The 19714-nt window shown below is 63.1% G+C and carries 21 protein-coding genes; 12 read left to right on the top strand and 9 right to left on the bottom strand.

The features are described from left to right. Nucleotides 1-177 precede the first annotated feature (177 nt). The 3 genes from ACWBU6_RS12060 (at nucleotide 178) to ACWBU6_RS12050 (ending at nucleotide 3281) form a co-directional block, all read left to right on the top strand. A complete protein-coding gene (locus ACWBU6_RS12060; protein ID WP_452649024.1) occupies nucleotides 178-1245 on the top strand; it encodes a HAMP domain-containing protein in 1068 nt (355 codons plus the stop codon). 19 nt (nucleotides 1246-1264) lie between these two features. After that, a complete protein-coding gene (locus ACWBU6_RS12055) occupies nucleotides 1265-1882 on the top strand; it encodes a hypothetical protein (RefSeq protein ID WP_452649023.1) in 618 nt (205 codons plus the stop codon). Between the two features lie 211 nt (nucleotides 1883-2093). Then, nucleotides 2094-3281 carry an IS4 family transposase gene (locus ACWBU6_RS12050; protein WP_452644803.1) on the top strand — a complete coding sequence of 396 codons (1188 nt, stop codon included), beginning with the start codon at nucleotides 2094-2096 and terminating at the stop codon, nucleotides 3279-3281. A 29-nt stretch (nucleotides 3282-3310) separates the two neighbouring features. Here ACWBU6_RS12050 and egtB read toward each other — a convergent pair whose 3' ends face one another. Beyond that, entirely contained in the window at nucleotides 3311-4498 is a 1188-nt protein-coding gene (gene egtB, locus ACWBU6_RS12045; protein ID WP_452649022.1) for an ergothioneine biosynthesis protein EgtB, read from the bottom strand. Beyond that, a complete protein-coding gene (gene egtD, locus ACWBU6_RS12040; protein ID WP_452649021.1) occupies nucleotides 4491-5495 on the bottom strand; it encodes an L-histidine N(alpha)-methyltransferase in 1005 nt (334 codons plus the stop codon). The genes egtB and egtD overlap by 8 nt, the downstream gene beginning before the upstream one ends. Before the next feature lie 109 nt (nucleotides 5496-5604). Here egtD and ACWBU6_RS12035 point away from each other — a divergent pair, with 109 nt between their 5' ends. From ACWBU6_RS12035 to ACWBU6_RS12010, 6 genes are all read left to right on the top strand, one after another. Beyond that, nucleotides 5605-6471: a putative selenate ABC transporter substrate-binding protein gene (locus tag ACWBU6_RS12035; protein WP_452649020.1), complete on the top strand. Its 867-nt coding sequence runs from the start codon at nucleotides 5605-5607 to the stop codon at nucleotides 6469-6471. Between the two features lie 3 nt (nucleotides 6472-6474). Beyond that, nucleotides 6475-7296: a phosphonate ABC transporter ATP-binding protein gene (locus ACWBU6_RS12030; protein ID WP_452649019.1), complete on the top strand. Its 822-nt coding sequence runs from the start codon at nucleotides 6475-6477 to the stop codon at nucleotides 7294-7296. 3 nt (nucleotides 7297-7299) lie between these two features. After that, a complete protein-coding gene (locus ACWBU6_RS12025) occupies nucleotides 7300-8145 on the top strand; it encodes a PhnE/PtxC family ABC transporter permease (RefSeq protein WP_452649018.1) in 846 nt (281 codons plus the stop codon). Continuing rightward, nucleotides 8142-8930 (top strand): phosphonate ABC transporter, permease protein PhnE, encoded by a 789-nt coding sequence (gene phnE / locus ACWBU6_RS12020; RefSeq protein WP_452649017.1) that lies wholly within the window; start codon nucleotides 8142-8144, stop codon nucleotides 8928-8930. The genes ACWBU6_RS12025 and phnE overlap by 4 nt, the downstream gene beginning before the upstream one ends. Nucleotides 8931-8933: 3 nt before the next feature. Beyond that, entirely contained in the window at nucleotides 8934-9614 is a 681-nt protein-coding gene (locus ACWBU6_RS12015; protein WP_452649016.1) for an ABC transporter ATP-binding protein, read from the top strand. Between the two features lie 136 nt (nucleotides 9615-9750). Further along, entirely contained in the window at nucleotides 9751-10038 is a 288-nt protein-coding gene (locus ACWBU6_RS12010; protein WP_055934583.1) for a hypothetical protein, read from the top strand. Nucleotides 10039-10100: 62 nt separating this feature from the next. Here the strand turns inward: ACWBU6_RS12010 and ACWBU6_RS12005 are convergent, their stop codons facing one another. The 7 genes from ACWBU6_RS12005 to ACWBU6_RS11975 all read right to left on the bottom strand — a co-directional run bounded on the left by ACWBU6_RS12005 (nucleotide 10101) and on the right by ACWBU6_RS11975 (nucleotide 15642). Next, complete coding sequence (locus tag ACWBU6_RS12005; protein ID WP_452649015.1) at nucleotides 10101-10658, bottom strand: TetR/AcrR family transcriptional regulator; 558 nt, start codon at nucleotides 10656-10658, stop codon at nucleotides 10101-10103. A 2-nt stretch (nucleotides 10659-10660) separates the two neighbouring features. Then, entirely contained in the window at nucleotides 10661-11131 is a 471-nt protein-coding gene (locus tag ACWBU6_RS12000; RefSeq protein ID WP_452649014.1) for a nuclear transport factor 2 family protein, read from the bottom strand. A gap of 121 nt (nucleotides 11132-11252) precedes the next feature. After that, nucleotides 11253-12032: a GNAT family N-acetyltransferase gene (locus ACWBU6_RS11995; RefSeq protein WP_452649013.1), complete on the bottom strand. Its 780-nt coding sequence runs from the start codon at nucleotides 12030-12032 to the stop codon at nucleotides 11253-11255. An 83-nt stretch (nucleotides 12033-12115) separates the two neighbouring features. Then, nucleotides 12116-12613: a hypothetical protein gene (locus tag ACWBU6_RS11990; protein WP_452649012.1), complete on the bottom strand. Its 498-nt coding sequence runs from the start codon at nucleotides 12611-12613 to the stop codon at nucleotides 12116-12118. 42 nt (nucleotides 12614-12655) lie between these two features. Next, on the bottom strand, nucleotides 12656-14110 hold the full coding sequence (locus ACWBU6_RS11985) for a Ppx/GppA phosphatase family protein (RefSeq protein WP_452649557.1): 1455 nt from the start codon (nucleotides 14108-14110) through the stop codon (nucleotides 12656-12658). A gap of 65 nt (nucleotides 14111-14175) precedes the next feature. Continuing rightward, nucleotides 14176-15345 carry a GGDEF domain-containing protein gene (locus ACWBU6_RS11980; RefSeq protein ID WP_452649011.1) on the bottom strand — a complete coding sequence of 390 codons (1170 nt, stop codon included), beginning with the start codon at nucleotides 15343-15345 and terminating at the stop codon, nucleotides 14176-14178. Nucleotides 15346-15366: 21 nt separating this feature from the next. Beyond that, complete coding sequence (locus ACWBU6_RS11975; RefSeq protein ID WP_452649010.1) at nucleotides 15367-15642, bottom strand: hypothetical protein; 276 nt, start codon at nucleotides 15640-15642, stop codon at nucleotides 15367-15369. Nucleotides 15643-15796: 154 nt separating this feature from the next. Here ACWBU6_RS11975 and ACWBU6_RS11970 point away from each other — a divergent pair, with 154 nt between their 5' ends. From ACWBU6_RS11970 to ACWBU6_RS11960, 3 genes are all read left to right on the top strand, one after another. Beyond that, nucleotides 15797-16570, top strand: a complete 774-nt coding sequence (locus tag ACWBU6_RS11970; RefSeq protein WP_452649009.1) for a spermine/spermidine synthase domain-containing protein — start codon at nucleotides 15797-15799, stop codon at nucleotides 16568-16570. Between the two features lie 61 nt (nucleotides 16571-16631). Then, a complete protein-coding gene (locus tag ACWBU6_RS11965; protein WP_452649008.1) occupies nucleotides 16632-19502 on the top strand; it encodes a bifunctional diguanylate cyclase/phosphodiesterase in 2871 nt (956 codons plus the stop codon). 19 nt (nucleotides 19503-19521) lie between these two features. Continuing rightward, entirely contained in the window at nucleotides 19522-19713 is a 192-nt protein-coding gene (locus ACWBU6_RS11960) for a hypothetical protein (RefSeq protein ID WP_452649007.1), read from the top strand. Nucleotide 19714 lies beyond the last annotated feature (1 nt).

Below are 19714 nucleotides of genomic sequence, written 5' to 3'. Positions count from 1 at the left end.
GCAGCGACCTGTGATTTCGTAAAATTGTTGCTCAGACAATGCCCGAAGTAGCGTGCTTGGCGCTGCAAACAGCCTCGGGCAAGTCATCAGCTTTGCCTCGAAATAAGCCTTAATGCCGACGCTGTCCGTGTTCGAATGCGGTGGTGTCAGCGCGATTATTACGAATGATTTATGAAAATGAAACTGTCACTTAATATCTTTCAAAAAGTCCTGATCACCCTGCTCGTGGTGACCCTTGGTCCCTTGTTCGCCCTTTGGTACCTGGGCAATACTTCCGCGGAACAGGAACTGACCGCGAAAATTTCGGAAAACCTGGTCGCCACCACCGACACCGTGGCCACCGGCGTTAACGGCTGGGACGACACCAATATGCGCGCCATGCGCCAGGCTGCACGCCTGGACGACATGATCTCCATGAACACCGCGCGCCAGACGCCGGTCCTGATGGCGACTGCCGCTTCCTACGAATGGGTCTACCTGATCCACACCCTGGGCGTGGACGGCATGGACGTGGCGCGTAGCGACGGCAACCCAATGCTCAACTACGGCGACCGCTCCTACTTCAAGGCCATCATGTCCGGCAAGGAAGAAGGCCGCCTGGTGGCGATCGGCAAGACCAGCGGCAAACCGTCGCTGAACATCGGCGTGCCGATCCGCAATGAAAACCGCACCATTGTTGGCGTATTTGCAATGGCGATGGACCTGGGCGTGGTCTCCCGCACCGTGACCGACATCCGCATCGGCGAAACCGGCCACGCCATCCTGCTGGATGGCGACAAGAAAGTCATCGCCCACGGTGATGCAAGCAAGATCAAGACCGCCCTGCAAGACTTCAGCAAGCACCCTGCCCTGCAAGTGGAAGGCATCACCGACGATCCAAAAGTCTATATGGACGGCGACGTGAAGATGGTTGGCTTCGTGCGCAACCTGCCGCAAGGCTGGACCGTGCTGGTTGAGCAGCGTTACGACGAAGCTTATGCCGCCATGACCAAGATGCGCAACGAAGCGCGCCTGCTGATCATCATCGTTATCGTGCTGGTTGCCGGCCTGGCATTCGTGCTCGGCAAACAACTGACCCGTCCGATCAACCACCTGACCGACATCGCCGAAAAGCTGAGCAAAGGCCAGCTGGACGTGACCATTCCACAGACCACCCGCGGCGACGAAATCGGCTCGCTGGCGCGTGCGGTGGAACGCCTGGGCGTGAGTATCCAGATGGCGATGGATCGCCTGCGTAAGAAATAATCGGTAAAGGCGCACTGATATGTCACAGCCAGAGTTCACTCCCTTCGTAGAGCTGCTCGACAAGATCGCCGGCTTCTGCGCCCAGGGCGACACCGCGACCATCATGCTGGTCAGCGATGACAACCGCATGGCGCAGATCCACCTCGACAGCGGGCGCATCGTGTTCGTCCTGTGCCGCGGCCGCCGCGGCCGCGACGGCCTGGACATCCTGCGCACCATCCAGCGCGCACGGATGAGCCTGGACCGTCCGAGCGTAGGCAATAACGAACCGCTGCCATGGTCGACCGAAGCGATCCTCGACTACCTGTACGGCAGCATCACCGAACTGCCGGAAGGCAGTTCGCCTGCGTCCACGTTGCTGGCCGGCGTGGCACGCCGCCCGGCAGCCGCACCGGAAGCACCGAGCAAGCCCGCTTCCAGCAAGCCCGCCCTGTCGCAGGCTCAGCGCACCATCTTCGAAAACACCCTCGCCACCTACATCGGCCCGATGGCAGCGATCGTATGCGGCGACTATTTCGACGAGATCAGCGACCTACGCCTGCTGGCATTGAAACTGGCCGGCGAGATCCCTAACGCCGACCAGGCCGCCAAATTCAAGGCAGAGATCAGCCAGGCCCTCGGCATCACCCGCCTGTAACTCGCACTTAAAAAGTCGGGGTCAGCTCCGGCAATCGGACATTTCGCAAGCGAAATGTCCGATTGCCGGAGCTGACCCTGACCCTTCCCCTCATATTTTTGTTGTAAACGTTGAAGGAAGCTGTTAACTTTCAATCCCAAAAACGGCGCATGCATGGCTGTGTCACCCCTTTCATTCGTAGCGTCCAAACTGCGAGGGAAAGGAATAAGCCATGCATGCACATGCAATCATACAGGGGTTATTGGATCAGGAATGTCCGAACATGCATGCCAAGCGGCGGACATGCTTGGCCAAGGTGGCGACAGCGGCGTTGCATGGTGGCCTAAGTCTGGTGCGCATGGGGAAGAAGCTGGCTTCGGCGACGCAGTTGCGCCATCGCATCAAATGCTGTGATCGGCTGTTGAGTAACCCCCATCTGGCGCAGGAAAAGCATGCCGTGTACCGTGCGCTGGCTCGCCGTGTGATCCGCCAGCCTGGTGTGCAGATTGCTGTGGACTGGTCGGCGGTACGAGACGATAGCAGCATTCAGTTGCTACGGGCAGCAGCCATCGTCAAAGGGCGTGCGTTCACCCTCTATGAGGAAACCCACCCCTGCGCCAAGCTTGGCTCACCGATTGTGCATCAACACTTTCTACAATCGTTGCGCAGCATACTTCCACCGGGCAGCCGGGCCATCATCATCACCGATGCCGGCTTTCGCGCCAGTTGGTTCAAGCTGTTAAACCAGCTCGGATTTGCCTGGGTGGGGAGGATCCGCAATCGCGACATGGTGCGCTGGCACGACAGTCCTGGCTGGGTTGGCTGCAAGACGCTCTATGCACAGGCCAGCGCCCATGCGCGCGACCTGGGCCAATACTTTTACACACGCGCTAATCCTGTCCTGTGCCGGCTTGTGCTGCTGAAACGCCACCCAAAGGGGCGGCGCCGATTGACCAAGATAGGCAAGCCGGCACGCAGCTGCCACAGCAAGAAGAATAGTCGGGGACAACGCGAGCCATGGTTGCTCGCCGTTTCACCCAAGCTCGCCTCACTCAATGCCGAGCAAATCGCCAACATTTACGCTGGCCGCATGCAGATCGAACAAACCTTCCGCGACCTCAAGAACGCGCAGTGGGGAATGGGATTACGCCTTAGTCAGACCCACACATTGCGGCGCTTGGCTATTTTGCTCTTGCTGGGGACATTGCTCACCTACGCACTCTGGCTTATCGGACTCGCCGCTCGCAAAACAGGTTTCAGTGTCGCTTACGGCAGTCGCGCGAAGGCTGCCAGCACTCTGTCAATCCTGTCATTGGCGATGCATTGGATTAATGAGGCCCAACCGCCTTCGATCCATCTGACAGATATCAAACACGCACTTATCGAACTGATATCGATGGTGCGTGTCTGCAAAATATGAGGGGAAGGGTCAGGAGCTGACCCCGACTTTTATTTTGCGAGGCGGATGCCGGTGAACTGCCAGCGTGCGCTGGCGGGGAAGAAGTTGCGGTAGCTGGCGCGGCTGTGGCCTTGCGGGGTGGCGCGGCTGGAGCCGCGCAGCACGTATTGGTTGACCATGAACTTGCCGTTGTATTCCCCGATTGCCCCTTCGGCAGGACGAAAGCCGGGGTATGGGGCGTAGCTGCTGCTGGTCCATTGCCAGCAGTGGCCGAACATTTGCTCAAGCGTGCCTGCGCTGGCCGCGCGTTCCCACTCTGCTTCGGTCGGCAGGCGCGCGCCGGACCAGTGGGCGTAGGCGTCGGCCTCGAACAGTGAGATATGGCTTAGCGGCGCATCCAGCTCGAGCGGCTGCTGCCCGTGCAGGGTGAATGCCGACCAGACGCCCTTCTCCGCGCCGCGCCGCCAGTACAGCGGCGCTTCAATCCCCTGGGCGCGAATCCAGTCCCAGCCTTCGGCCAGCCACAGGCTCGGATCGCGGTAGCCGCCGGCTTCGATGAAGGCGAGGTATTCGGCATTCGTCACCAGGCGCCTGGACAGCCGGAACGGAGCAAGGCAGACATGATGGCGCGGCAGCTCATTGTCGAAACAGAAGCCCTCGCCCTGATGGCCGATCTCGTGCACGCCGCCATCGAAGCTTAGCCAGGATTGCGCTGCCGCTGCGGCGGGCACGGCCGGTACGGCACCAGGCAGGTAGGCCGGCGCCAATGGGTTCTGCGCCAACAGGTGCTTGATGTCGGTGAGGATCAGTTCCTGGTGCTGCTGTTCGTGCTGCAGGCCGAGCGTCAGCAAGGCGGCCAGGCGGGCGTCGCTGGCGGCCAGGCGCGACGCGAGCGCGGCGATCCGTGCATCCACATTGGCGCGATAGGCGCGTACGTCGGCCATCGAAGGCCGCGTCAGCAGGCCGCGTTGCGGCCGCGGGTGCTTGTCGCCGATGCCGTTGTAATAGGAATTGAACAGCACCCTGAATGCCGGGTGAAACGGCTGGAAATCCGGCTCGAAGCGTTCGAGGATGAAGGTCTCGAAGAACCAGGTGGTGTGCGCCAGGTGCCACTTGACCGGACTGGCATCCGGCATCGACTGCGCGCCGCAATCTTCGTCGGACAGCGGCTCGGCCAACGCCATCGTTGCCGCGCGCACTTGCGTGTAGCGCTCGGTCCACAGGCTGGTGTCACGCATAAGCCGCCGCGGCGTGCATCACTGCGAACCAGTGCGCATCGTCCGTCCAGGTGCCATCGACGCGGAAGCCCGCTTCCCACAGCAGGCTGCGGAATCCCTCCAGCGTGTACTTGTAGCTGTTTTCGGTATGAATGCGCTCGCCCTGGGCGAAACTGCGCTCGCCACCCGGCCAGTGCACGGTCAGCGCGCAGCGCGCCTCGAGGTGCATTTCAATGCGGCTCTCCGCATCGTTGAAGAAGGCGACGTGGCGCCACTGTGCCGGATCGAAGTCGGTGCCGGCCAGGTGGTTCAGGTGGCGCAGCAGGTTCAGGTTGAAGGCTGCCGTGACGCCGATCGCGTCGTCGTAGGCCGCATCGAGCAGCGCCGGGTCCTTGACCAGGTCCACGCCAATCAGCAGGCCGCCGTCGGCTCCCACGTTTTCGCGCACCTGGCGCAGGAAGGCCACTGCATCGTGCGGCGTGAAATTGCCGATCGATGAACCGGGATAGAAAAACTGGCGCCGCGCCGCCGGCACCGTTGGCGGCAGCACCAGCGGCTGCGACAGGTCCAGCACCAGCGGCGTGATCTCGATGGCGGCAAAGCGCTGGCGAAGCTGCGCCGCGGCCTGCTGCAGGAACTCGCTGGCGATATCGACCGGCACGTACTGGCTGGGCTGCAATAGGGGGAACAGGCTGGCAGCCTTGGCGCAATTGCCTGCACCCAGGTCGATCAGCGTCATGCCTGGGCCAGTGCAGGCCGCCATGTCGGCACCATGACGCGCGAAAATCGCCGCTTCGGTGCGCGTCGGGTAGTACTCGGGCAATTCGCAGATCGCTTCGAACAGGTGCGAACCGAGGCTGTCGTAGAAATATTTTGGCGAGGTGGAAGCCTGCGGTGCAAGCAGCCCGGCGCTGATCTCTGCAATGGTGGCCGCGTTGCCATGGGCGGTTCTGGGGGACAACACACTGCTCGTTTCCGGTGCGACCAGGCGGATCGCTGCCGTGCGTGACAAGGTCATGGCTCAGGCTCCAGGGACATTTTTGCTATCATAGCTGAATATCCAAGACCAGGTACCGCACCCACACCCGAGGCGTGCGGCTCGTCATTAACATAAATAAGGATCATTCATGTCCATCTTCTCCCTCCGCACCATTCAATCGGCCCTGTTTGCTGCCGGTGTGCTCTTCGCCGCTGCCGGCGCCCAAGCCCAGCAGGTCCTGCGCGTTTCCGCCATTCCGGACGAAGCGCCGACCGAGCTGCAGCGCAAGTTCAAGCCCCTCGGCGAATACCTCGAGAAGAAACTGGCCATGAAAGTGGAGTTCACTCCGGTGACCGATTACGCCGCTTCGGTGGAAGGCCTGGTCAACGGCAAGCTGGACATGGTGTGGTTCGGGGGCTTCACCTTCGTCCAGGCCAACCACATGAGCAAGGGCAAGGTCGTGCCGCTGGTGCAGCGCGTGGAAGACGAGAAGTTCCGCTCGGTCTTCGTCACCACCAACAAGTCGATCAATTCGCTGGCCGACCTGAAAGGCAAGACCCTGAGCTTCGGTTCCGAGTCCTCGACTTCCGGCCACCTGATGCCGCGCTCCTTCCTGCTGGCGTCGAAGATCGATCCGGACACCGACCTGAAACGCATTTCCTTCTCCGGCGCCCATGACGCCACCGTGGCCGCCGTAGCGGGCGGCAAGGTCGATGCCGGCGCGCTGAATATCTCCGTATGGGAAAAACTGAACGAACAGAAGAAGGTCGACCCGTCCGTGGTGCGCGTGTTCTACACCACCCCGGCCTACTACGATTACAACTGGACCGTCCGTGCCGACATGCCTGAGGCGCTGAAGAAGAAGATCAGCGACGCCTTCCTGGCGCTGGACAGCGCCAAGCCTGAAGACAAGGCGATCCTGGACCTGCAGCGCGCGTCGAAGTTCATCCCGACCAAGACTGCCAACTACAGCAATATCGAAGCGGCAGCCAGGAATGCCGGACTGCTGAAGTAATCAATGTCTTCTGCCTGGTACGAGCTGCAGGGCCTCTCGGTCCGCCATATCGGCGGTTCGCGCGGCCTTGCGCTGCAAGACATTTCCCTGGCCTTCGAGCCTGGCGAACAGGTGGCCCTGATCGGTCCTTCGGGTGCCGGCAAGACCACCCTGCTCTCGACCCTGGCCTGCGCCCAGCGCCCCGATGGCGGCGCTTTCAAGGCCTTTGGCACCAATCCCTGGCAACTGACCGATGCCGGCCGCCATGCCATGCGCGCACGGCTGTTCCTGGCGCCGCAAACGCCGCCTCTGCCGCCGCGCCAGCGCGTGGTGACGGCGGTGCTGGCAGCGCGCCTGCCGCACTGGAGCCTGGGCCAGGCGCTGCTCTCGCTGTTCAAGCCCGCCGATCCGGAAGCCGCTTTCCGCGCGCTGACCCGTTTCAACCTGGGCGACAAGCTGTATTCCCGCGTCGACCGCCTGTCCGGCGGCGAGCGCCAGCGCTGCGGCCTGGCGCGCCTGCTGCTGTCGTCGGCGCAGGCCTTGCTGGTCGATGAGCCCTTGTCCGCGCTCGACCCGGCGCTGTCGCAGCTCACCCTGAACACCTTGCAGCAGGAAGCGCGCGAGCGCAATGCGCTGCTGGTTTGCAGCCTGCACCAGGTCGACCTGGCGCTGGCCCACTTCCCGCGCATCGTGGCGCTGAAGAATGGCCGCATCGCTTTCGACCTGCCGCGAGAGCAGGTCACGCAAGCGATGGTCGATGAGCTGTATCTCGGCGAACTGCCGCCGGCGAACTCGCCGCAGCCGGACGAGTTGGCAGCCAAGTTGGCCGTCGGGGCGTGCCTGTAAGCGATGCATAACGTTCCTGCCGTTCCCCTTTCGCCCCACCATCCGGATCCCGCATGGCGCCAGCGCCTGGCGGCGGTTGCTGTCGGCATTGCGCTGCTGTGGCCGCTGGTGGTGGCGACCGAGTTCTATCCCTGGACGCTGTTCGACCTGCAAAGCCTGCAGGCCACCTGGCGCTTCCTGTCCGATTTCCTGGCGCCGGCGCACGATGCGGAATTCCTCGCCATGGTGGCGCGTGAAGCATGGAAGACAGTGGCCATTGCCACCTGCGGCCTGACGCTCGCGATGCTGGGCGCCATTCCCGCCACCTTGATCGTCACTGAACGCATGTCGATTTCGCGCATCGGCACTGGCCGCATCGCAGCCTTGCCGCGCATCGTGCGCCAGCTTGTGCGCTGGCTGCTGGTACTGCTGCGCAGCGTGCCGGAGCTCGTGTGGGCGTTGCTGTTCGTACGCATTTTCAGCCTGGGGCCGACCGCCGGCGTACTGGCCATCGCCCTGACCTATTCCGGCATGCTGGGCAAGGTGTATGCCGAAATCCTGGAGTCCACCGACCACCACGCCAGCGATGTGCTGCTACAAAACGGCAGCGGGCGCCTGGCCGCCCTGCTGTACGGCGCCCTGCCGGAAGCGGCATCCGAGCTGGTGTCCTATACCGTCTATCGCTGGGAATGCGCGATCCGCGGCTCGGTGATCATGGGCTTCGTCGGCGCCGGCGGCCTGGGCCAGCGCATGGAGGAATCGACCAAGATGCTGGCCGGCGGCGAAGTGTCGACCATGCTGATCGTGTTCGTGCTGCTGGTTGCCGCTGCCGACATGGTGTCCAAATACCTGCGCCGGAGGCTCGGATGAGCCATATGCCCGCGCCGCCCGCGCGCAACTGGTCCGGCTGGCTGTTCGCAGCCGCACTGGCGGCCCTGGTGATCGCCAGCTTCGCCACGCTGTCGCTCAAGCTGGGCGACCTGTTCACCGTTGAAGCCATGCGCAGCATGGGCAATTTCCTGGCCGGCTTCGCGCCGCCGGAAATGGCCGGCGGCTTCCTGCGCAAGACCGGCATCGCGACCATGGAAACGCTGGCCATGTCGGCCCTTGGCACCTTGCTTGCCGTGGCAGGCGGCCTGCTGCTGGCGATCCCGGGCGCCGGGCGTTTCGGCCGCGCGCCGCGCGCCCTGGTGCGCGGCATGCTGAACGTGCTGCGCTCAATCCCGGAACTCGTGTGGGCGTCGATCCTGCTGGTGGCAGCAGGCCTGGGGCCGTTTGCCGGCACCATGGCGCTGGCGGCCCACACGGCTGGCGTATTGGGACGCCTCTTTGCCGATGCGCTGGAAAATGCGCCGCCGTTGCCCGAGCAAAGCCTGCGCCTGAACGGCGCGACGCCGATGGCGGCTTTTTTCTACGCCACGCTGCCGCAGACGCTGCCGCAAATGCTGTCCTACACGCTGTACCGGTGGGAAAACAATATCCGTGCCGCCGCCGTGCTGGGTGTGGTCGGCGCCGGCGGCCTGGGACAGATGCTCAAATACCACCTGTCCCTGTTCCAGATGGAGCGCGCTGCCACGGTGATCCTGGCCATGCTGCTGCTGGTGGCCGTGGTCGATGCCCTGAGCTTCGCGCTGCGCCGCTCACTGACCCGTTAAGCCATGCTCCAGCTCAGAAACCTCACCAAGAGTTACTCGAACGAACGCCGCGTGCTTGATCGGCTGAGCTGGACCTTCGAGCCTGGCGAATTTGTCGCCATCATGGGCGATTCGGGCGTCGGCAAGTCGACCTTGCTGAACCTGATTGCCGGCCTCGACCAGCCAGACCCGAGCGAGGAGCCGGCGATCATCGTCGACGGTACGCCGCTGGCATCGCTTGACGACGATGCGGCCACGCGATTGCGCCGCGCACGCATGGGCTTCATCTTCCAGGCTTTCCATGTGCTGCCCCACCTGACCTTGCAACAGAACGTGGCCCTGCCCCTGCTGCTGAACGGTATGCCGCAAGGCCGCGAACTCGACATGCTGGAAGCAGTCGGCCTCGGCGGCCGCGGCCATGACTACCCCCATCAACTTTCCGGCGGTGAAATGCAACGGGTTGCCATAGCCCGTGCCCTGGTGCACCGCCCGGCCCTGGTGCTGGCGGACGAACCGACCGGCAACCTCGATCCCGACACTGCAAATTCCATACTGCAATTGTTGCACCAGGAACTTAAATCCAGCGGCGCAAGCACCATCATGGTGACGCATTCCCCGGCCGCCGCTGCGCGCGCCGATAAAGTTCTGCGCCTCACTAAAAATGGACTCAAAGTTACAACAGTCGTCAACCCTGCCTCGCAATAAAACTCATTATTTTTCTCACAAATTCTTGGCTTTTTTGGTAAGCGGAGTATTATTTAATTAACTTGCTTCGTTATCAATACAACATGCAAGCCTGCTTTTTCTATCCACGTAGTTAACAACGTCAAGGAGGAGCAAAATGAGCGTCAGGCAGAAGAAACTCGAACTAATCGAGGCAATGAACAGGGCGCGTGCGTTGGAGCCATCCAGCTTCGTTCCAAACAAACTGCTCGACACGCTGATCGAGAAGATGCACCTGAAGAATGATGCGGAGCTCTGCAGGGTGCTGGAAGTGCAACCACCCATCATTAGCAAGATCCGTCACCGCAAGCTCGCAGTCGGGGCTACCATCCTGCTGCGCATGCATGAGAAATCTGAGCTCTCTATCCGCGAGCTCAAAGAACTGTCGAATGCCTCAGTACACTGAGCTCGGTTCACGCTGAGATAGATGCCAGGCGCCGGCATCGCATTCACCGGCGCCGATTCCTGCTAGCGGTCCAGTCTCTCCCGCAAGCGCTTCAACGCCGCCCTAAACGTCGCCGGCCGGTTGAACGCACGTGACAGTACCAGCCCCCCCTGAATACCACCCACTACTTCTTCCGCCAGCGCGCTGGCTTGCTTGCCTTTGTGTCCGGCGCGCACCAGCGCTGCAGCCAGCGCCTCGATCCACTCTTCGAAATAATCGCGCACGGCAGCGGCAAAGCGGTCGCGCTCATTGCCAAGCGCGAACACGCCTACCAGGCACACGCGCTGCCCGGACAGGAAGTACCGCTCCACCTCCGCAAACATGGCAGCGATGCCCTGCCCCGCATCTGCGCTCTCGCGCAGCGGCTCGAAAACGTGCAAGCGGAACCACTGCTCGATGTCCTGCAGCACCGCAGCCGCCATCTCGTCTTTCCCGCCCGGAAAGAAGTGATAAATGCTGCCCTTGCCCAGCCGCGTGCCCGCGGTGATGCGGGACAAGCTGGCGCCTTCGAAGCCATACGTACGGAACACTTCCGCAACCAGGGGGATCACGTCTGCCCGTTCCGCGACAACGCGTGCCATGATCAGAGCCCCAGCTCGGTCAAGCCTGGATGGTCGTCGGGACGCGGCCCGCTGCGGTCCCAGAAGAACTTGCGCTCTTCGGCCTTGATCGGGTGTTCGTTGATGCTGGCATGACGGTGGTGCATCAGGCCGTTCTTGTCGAACTCCCAGTTTTCGTTGCCGTAGGCGCGGTACCACTGGCCCGAATCGTCATGGTATTCGTAGGCAAAGCGCACACCGATGCGATTGCCATCGTGCGCCCACAATTCCTTGACCAGGCGGTAATCGAGCTCGCGTGCCCACTTGCGCTTCAGCAGGGCGACAATGGCGGCGCGGCCTTGCGCGAACTCGGCGCGATTGCGCCACCAGCTGTCTTCGGTATACGCGAGGGACACTTTCTCCGGGTCGCGGGTATTCCAGCCGTTTTCGGCCAGGCGGACTTTTTCGATGGCGCTTGCGCGGGTGAAGGGTGGTACAGGAGGTCGGACTGACATGGTTTGATCCTTTCAAATGTACCGATCGGATCACAATTTACCGATCGGTACACCAAATATAGCACATTTTTCTGTGCCATATGAACCATGGCCCGGTGCTGCACCGGCAAGCACTGGCGGATCAGCTGACGCAGGCAGCTTCCGACGCCACGTTGTAGTGGCGGGCGTAGCGGCCGTCCAGGTTCGCCAGCGGCATCATCACGAACAGGTCGGCGCTTTCGAAATCAGGATCCCAGGCCGGTGCGCCGCAAATCCATGCGCCGGAGCGCAGGTAGCCTTTGAGCAGGGGCGGCACTTGTGCGGCGCGCGCGGCCTCCACCTTCTCCACCGGAAACGGCAGGTGCGGCGTGACGCGGTACTCCACCGGCGCCATGTGTTGCTCGCGCAGTTGCTGGTACACGGCGACTGCATTGTGGCCGCCATCGGCCAGGCTGATGCTGGCGCAGCCAATCAGGTACTCGCACTGGTGACGGCGCATGTATTCGGCCAGTCCTGACCACAGCAGCATGATCACGCTGCCGCCGCGGTAATCCGGATGAATGCAGGCGCGGCCCGCTTCCACGATGCGGCCGCGCAGGTGTTTCAGGCGGCCGAGGTCGAATTCGTTTTCAGAGTAATGGCGGCCCAGTTTGCGGGCGCCGGCGGGGTTCAGCAGACGGTAGGTGCCAACCACTTTCAGGGTGGCGGTATCGCGCACGATCAGGTGGTCGCAGGCGGCGTCGAATTCGTCGCAATCCAGGCCATCCGGCGTCGCCAGGGCGCTCAGGCCCTGGGTTTCAATGAAGACTTTATAGCGCAGGCGTTGTACTTCGCGCACCTCTTCCGGGGTGGCTGCCATGCTCAATACCAGGCGGGGGCTGGCTTCTGTGCGCTGGGCAGCGCTGACGATGGTAGTTTGCATGCTTCGTCCTTTCTGTAGTGACGAAGCCAGTTTGCTGCGCTATTGCTGCACGAACATGACAGCGATGTGTCAGAAATATTACATCACGCCTTCTTCGGGCGGCCCGTCTTCAATTGCGGCAGGGAGGCCAGCACTTGCTTGAGTGTAGCCATGTCCAGGCGGCTGATCAGGGCGACGCCAATGCGCAACAGCTCGGACTTCTTGACTTCCACGCCGTTCTTCAGGCAGGTCTTCTTGACCTGGCCCAGCACCGCGTATTCGGATTCCGGCATGGTGAAGCTGTCGCGCACCAGCTTTTCCTTGTGCTGCTTGACCGGCTTTTCTGCCTTGGCTGCCTTGACGGGCTTGGCCGCCGGCGCCGCTACTGGAGCCGGTTTGGCTGGGGCTGCACGCTTGAGCGCCGGCTTGGCGGCAGCTTTCGCGGCCGGCTTTGCGGCGACCGCCTTGGCGGCAGCTTTTACCGGGGCGGGCTTGGCGGCTGCGGTAGTCTTCGCAGCGGCCGGTGCGCGCTTGGCGGCAGGCTTGGCGGCAGGCCTGGTTGCCGGCTTGGCGGCCGGGGCTTTGGACTTCGTTGCGTTCATGGATACTCCATTGTTGAATTATATAAACAGTATATACGATTATTACGCAACAGTGCGAACGCTGAAATCCACCCCGATCTCGTCCCAGAACTCCTGCTCCTTCTCCATCCAGTACGACAAGGTTGGGTGGCTGGTCACGCAATCGCGCTTCAGCTCAAGGTCGATGCGGTTCTTCATGCGCAGGCGCACGGCCCGCTCTTCGACCTCGATCCGGCAGTGCATGAATACGATGGCCAGCCGCAGGGCCACCACCGCCTTGGCGAAATCGCTGTCCGCCAGGTGTTCGCTGACCTTGCGCAGGTTGCCTTTCTGGGCCAGGACCAGGCGGCCCATCAGCTTTTGCTCACGGGTGGTAAAGCCGGGCATGTCTGCGTTCTCGATCATGTAGGCCGAGTGCTTATGGTAGCCGGTCTGCGACACCACCAGCCCTACTTCGTGCAACTGTGCGCTCCACGAAAGGTGGCGCAGCAAGGCATCGCTGGCCGGCTTCATCTGCTGGAACAGGATGGATGCCGCCTCCGACACGCGGGCGCCGCGCTCGGACTCGATATGGAAGCGGGCCAGGAAGGCGCCGACCGATTCGTCGCGCCGGTCGCGGCGCGTGGAGCGCAGGTACAGGTCCCACATCACGCCCATGCGCAGGCCGGCATCGATCGGTTCCAGCTTTTCGATGCCCAACTCCTGCACTACCGCGATCAGGATCGCCAAGCCGCCGATCACGGTACTGGCGCGGTCGGGGCGCAGGCCCGGCATGTCGATCTTCGACACCTGGCCGAATTCGATGAAGCGCTTGCGCACCGCGTTCAGGGCCGCCAGCGTGATGCCGTCGCCCAGCTTGTTCTTCTCGATGATCTCGCCGATGGCGCGGATGGTGCCGGAGGAACCGTAGGCCCGCTTCCAGTATTCGGGATGGTAAGGCGGCGCCCCATCCTCGAAATGCGAGCGGGCCGACAGCACAGCCGCTTCGAAAGAGCGGGCATCGACCCGGCCGCCGACGAAGAAGGACAGGCTTTGCTTGACGCTGCCCACGCTGAACGACTCAACCCGTTCGATGTCCAGCCCGCGGCCAAGGATCAATTCGGTCGAACCGCCGCCGATATCGACCACCAGCCGGCTCTCGTTCGGCTGGCCGAGCGCATTGGCCACGCCCATGTAGATCAGGCGCCCCTCCTCCTCGCCGGAGATGATCTCGATCGGGTAGCCGATGGCCTGTTCCAGTTGCGGCAGGAAATCGGCCGCATTGCGCGCCTGGCGCAGGATGGCGGTAGCCACTACGCGCACGCCGTCGAACTCGTAGGCGGCCAGCGCCACGCGGAAATTCTTCAGGCAGATCAGCGCCCGCTGCAGGGCTTCATCGGTGAGATTGCCGACCGCATCCAGGCCGGCGGCAAGGCGGATAGGTTCACGCATGCTGTTGAGCACGCGGATCTTGCCCCCATCGTGCTGGCCGATGGAGAGTCGGAAACTGTTGGAGCCCAGGTCCACTGCGGCGTACATCGAGGAATCCATTTATATCGTTTATAACGAAAATGGTAGCACAGTACGCCGCCAGTGTTACGCTGTCATGACAAGGCCTCCAGTGACTGGGGCGCAGGCGGCTGCGCCACCTGGTTTTCGCCGCGCACTTTCGCCGCCTGCAGGGCTTCGTCGGCGCGCTTGAACAGGCTGACCGTGCTGTCGTCGGCACGGATGGTGGTCACGCCCATGCTGGCCGTCAGCTTGATAATCGCCCGCTCGGCCTTTACCGGCGTCGCCTCGATGGCGCGGCGGATGCGCTCCGCCACCATCATGGCGTCTTCCTGCCCGGTGCGCGGGAGCTGGATGGCGAATTCGGCCCCGCCCAGGCGACCCATGAGGTCGGAGTCGCGCAATTGCTTCTTGCAGGTTTCCACCATGGATTTGAGCGCGGCGTCGCCCGCCGCGTGCCCGTAGCTGTCGTTGACGCGCTTGAACTGGTCCAGCGCCAGGATGATCATGGCGGTCGGCTGGCCGGGGCGGCGCGCCAGCGCCATCCATGGCGCCAAAGCCTGGTAAAAGCCGCGCCGGTTCGGCACGTCGGTCAGCGGATCGGTGGTTTCCAGCCGCGCCAGGTCCATCTGCAGCTTCTCGCGCGACAGCAGCAGGTAGCCGAAGGCATTCACCAGCATCATCAGGTAGAAACCGCCAAAGCCGAAAAGCTGCATCGCATTGGCACCGATCCAGGACAGGCCGTCCGGGAACGCAGCTGTCAGCAGGCCGCGCCCAACGATCACCAGTGCCAGTATGAACATGGCAACCACCAGATAACGGCGCAGCATGCTGCCCCCGCGCCAGGCGCGCGCCAGCGCCAGCACGCCGGCGAAGAAGAAGAAGCCGACAAACAGGGAGCCGGCGCCGAGGCGCAGCGCCGGCGAACTGTCAAGGATATGGAAAGCGAGCAGCGCGCCGACTGCCAGCGAAAGCGCCGGGTACACGACATTGCGCCAGCGCGGGCGGCCGACACCTTCCCACAGGGCGCCGGCGTCGAGCGCGAAGCCGGCCAGCAGCACGGCATTGGCCAGCGGGCCGGCCAGCAGCTCCGGCACCACGCCGCGGAAATACAACAGGATCCAGCCCACCGCCTGGCACTGCTTCGCTATGGCCCAGGTCGACAGCGTCAGCGACTTCTTGTTCTCATACTCGAAGAAAAACAGCGCCGCGCACAGGCTAAGGTTGCCCAGTGCAAGGGCGAGAACCAGGGTCTTGATATCCATTGCTTGGCGGGCAGGCCGCTATCAGACTTCGTGTTCGACGTTGCTGCTGCCGTCGCCGATCTTGCTGGCCCAGGCTTTGGAGAAGAATTCTTTTTCGTCTTCGGTCGGTGCATCGTGCCAGAACACGATCAGCGTGCCTTTGTGGTCATGCAGCTGGCTGACCTTTTCGATGAATTGCTGCTTGCCGGCGTAGTCGGCCAGCGCTGCCACGTAACCATAGACGCGGGTCAGGCGCTCGATGCGATCCGGCTCGGTGAAACTGTTGGTCGCTGTTATGGTTGGATGGTCTAAGAACATTTATCGTCTCCAGGCTGCCTATGTTGGCAATGTACCTATAAAAGTTGCCGATGTAAACGCGAGCGCCCTATCGCAGGGCTCATCCGGTACACTGGGGCGGAGACCGGAGCACGGCAGCTTATCAGATCATCACGGTTCATAACAAGTTGACAAAATGACTTCCATCCCCGACCACCACCGCCCGCTGGTGCGCCACCGGCGCGGTCGCTTGTCGCTGGAATTCACGCCCGGCGAAGTGCAGAGCCAGATGGATCCGGCCGATCCGGATGCCCTGGTGCTGGCCTACGCGCGGGCCATGATGTGCTTTGTCCTGTTCAAGCCCAACCCCGAGCATATCGTAATGGTGGGCTTGGGTGGCGGCTCGCTGGCCAAATTCTGCTATCGCTACCTGCCCCGCGCCCGCATCACCGTGCTCGAGTTGCGGGCCGATGTCATCGCCCTGCGCGAACGCTTCGCCATCCCGCAGGACAATGAGCGCTTTCGCGTCATCCAGTGCGACGCTGCCCAGTATATGAAGGAACTGAAGGACAGCGCCGACGTCCTGCTGGTGGACGGCTTCGACGCCGACGGCTTGCCGAATGCGCTGTCCACCGAGCACTTCTACGCCGATTGCCGGCGCGCGCTGCGGCCCGACGGCGTTCTGGCAGCCAACGTGTTCAGCTACGACCCCAAGTACCGCAGCGTGCTGGTGCGGCTGTCAAATGCTTTCCATGACCGCGTCTGCCAGTTCACCGGCATCGCCGGCAATAACCACATCCTGTTTGCGATCCGTCCCGGGCGCTCCCCCGGCGCCCCGGCCAGCGCCATGCAGCGCCGGGTGGCCGCCTGGGGCAGCCCGACGCCGGGACTGGGATTCGGCCTGGCCAACCGACTGTTGGCAATTTACACCGTTGCGCGCCTGCGCCGGGGAGATTTGACAGGAATTTAAAGACTATTGCCCCAAAGCCATGAGAATTGTGACAAACTACATTTTTTATGCAAAGGACACCATGGCAGGTCGGCGCAGGGGACTATCGCACTACGGTGCAGCCGCACTCACCTTGGGCGCTGGCCTGGCGGCCACCGCCGTGCTGTTCGTCTCGGTCAGCGCCCTCGAATTCGGCAAGATGGAACTGGGCTTCCAGCAGCGCGCCAACGCCCGCGTAACCGCCATCGAGCGCGGCCTGGCCGATGCCGAGGAAGTGCTGAATGTGATCAATGAACTGTTCCGCACCGTGCAACCGGTCAGCCGCGCGCAGTTCCACTCCTTCTCGCAGCCGCTGCTGCAGCGCTACCCGTTCATCCAGGCTTTCAACTACCACCGCGTGCTGACGCATGCCGAGCGCCCGGGGTTCGAAGCGTCGATGCAGGCGCTCTACCCGGGATTCCGGATCACCGAGCTGTCACCCGAAGGGAAAGCGGTGCCGGCGCCGGAGCGGCCTTACTACAACGTCGTTGAATACCTGGAGCCGATGCAGGGCAATGAGCCGGCGCTGGGCCTAAATACCGGCAATAACGTGCATGTGCGCGGCGCCATCAACCGCATCCTGCATAACGGCCGGCCCTCCGCCACCGAGCAGTTGCAGCTGGCGCAGGACCCGGCCCAACGCAACAGCTTCATCATGATCATGCCGGTATACCGGCCCGGCATGCCGACCGGCACGCGCGCCGAGCGCCATGAGGCCTGGGCCGGCGATACGGCAGCCGTGATCCGCACCCCGCACCTGGTGCACACCATCCTGCAGCAAAACGGCTTGCTGCACGACGCCAGCCTGGGCTTGAGCGTGTACGCCGGCGATCCTTCGCAAAGCGGCAGCCTGGCTTACCGCCACGGGCCGGCGCCCCTCGACCGCAAGGAACACTGGCTGCACCGCTGGCTCGATTTCGATTATCACAGCAGCGAGATGCGCAGCTTCGACGTTCTGGGCCGCACATGGCATATCCGCAGCGACGATTTGCCGCGCCCCTTCCTGGCCGACCACCTCGGTTCGCTGGGCACCTTGCTGGGCGGCCTGCTGTTCAGCGCCCTGGCGGCCGCCTTCGTGCATACGCTGGTGCAGCGCTCGCGCCGCGTGCAATGGCTGGTCGATGCCCGCACCGCCGACCTGCAGCGCTCCAACCAGCGCCTGGCGCAAGACGTGGCGGCGCGCAAGCGCACCGAGCGCGCGCTGCAGGAGTCCGAACACCGCTTCCGCCGCCTGCTGGCCCTGTCCTCCGACTGGTACTGGGAACAGGACACGCATTTCCGCTTCACCCACATTACCGGCGGCTTCTTCGAGAAAGGGCATGTGGCGAAGGAGAACTTCCTCGGCCGCACGCGCTGGGAATGCACGCCGGAGCTCTACACCAGCAGCGCCGGCCGCGACCATATCAACAAGGTGCAGGCGCGCCTGCCCTTCTCCAACTTTGAATATTCGATCGTCGGCCACGACGGCGTGACGCGCTGGTTCAACACCAGCGGCGAGCCGGTGTACGACACCCAGGGCGAATTCAAGGGCTACCGCGGCACCGGCAGCGAGATCACCGAGCGCAAAGAGGCCGAACAACGCATCCATCACATCGCCCACCACGACGTCCTGACCGGCCTGCCCAACCGCGTGCTGCTGCAGGACCGGCTGCAGCAGGCCATCGCTTACGCCAACCGCAGCGGCCTGCCGATGTGGGTGGTGCTGATCGACCTGGACCGCTTCAAGTTCGTCAACGACAGCCTGGGCCACAAGGCCGGCGACCAACTCCTGCAGACGGTGGCGACGCGCCTGCAGTCGAGCGTGCGCGAAAGCGATACCGTGGCGCGCCTGTCCGGCGACGAATTCGTGGCGATCCTGAGCCAGTACCCGGACGAGCAGCTGTCGCCCGCCATCATCGAACGCGTGATGAAGGCGCTGGCGCAGCCGGTGCTATTGGAAGGCAAGGAATTCTTCGTTACCTGCTCCATCGGCGTGGCGGTCTACGCCGCCGACGGCACGCCTGCGCAGAACCTGATCGAGCACGCCGACATCGCCATGTACTCGGCCAAGAAACTGGGCCGCAACACCTTCCAGTTCTATCAGCCTCAGATGAACGACGAGGCGCAGGAGCGCCTGCGCATCGAAAGCGCCCTGCGCAATGCACTGGAACGCGACGAGTTCGTGCTGCATTACCAGCCCCAGGTCGACCTGGCCTCGGGCGTTATCGTCGGCATGGAAGCCCTGCTGCGCTGGCAGCATCCGGAACTGGGCATGGTGCCGCCGGCGCGCTTTATCGGCTTGGCCGAAGAAACGGGGCTGATTGTGCCGATCGGCGCCTGGGTGCTGCGCACCGCCTGCCAGCAGGCGCGCGTCCTGCGCGATGCCGGCTTCCAGGACTTGCGCATGGCGGTCAACCTGTCGGCGCGCCAGTTTGCGCAGCCGGAGCTGGTATCCAGCATCGCCGCCGTGCTGGAGGAAGCCGGCCTGCCGCCGTCCGCGCTGGAGCTGGAACTGACTGAAAGCCTGTTCATGCACGACGTGACGCAGGGCGTGAACCTGCTGCACGAACTCAAATCGCTGGGCGTGGCGCTGTCGATCGACGATTTCGGCACCGGTTATTCCAGCCTGTCCTACCTGCGCAATTTCCCGATCGACGTGCTGAAGATCGACCGCTCCTTCGTCAACGACATCGTCACCGACGCCGACGACGCAGCCATCGTGGTGTCGGTGATCGCCCTGGCGCACAACCTTGAGTTGCGCGTGATTGCGGAAGGGGTAGAATCTGAAGAGCAGCTTGAATTCCTGCGCCGCCATGGCTGCGATGAAATCCAGGGTTACTATTTCAGCCGTCCTGTCGACGCATCGGCGATGCGCCAGATGTTGCAGGATGGCAAGCAACTGTCCAGCGCGGCGCCCCGCCGGCTGCGAGCCTGAGGAGACAAGGAGAGTGGACATGAACAGCGTAGACCTGCACCGACAGCAAGTGCGCACCGACCACCGGACGCGCGACATCATCAACCAGGCCGTCGCCGCCCTGCCCGAAGTGGGCCTGCGCCGCGCCGCTGAATTCCTGTTTGCGATGGGCGTGCCGCAGCCGATCGCGCTGCGCACGCTGGTCTATCCGAGCCATCGCCGCCCGGCCTGAG

This window comes from Pseudoduganella sp. HUAS MS19 (assembly GCF_053615455.1).
This window is presented reverse-complemented; position numbering and strand designations above follow the sequence as displayed.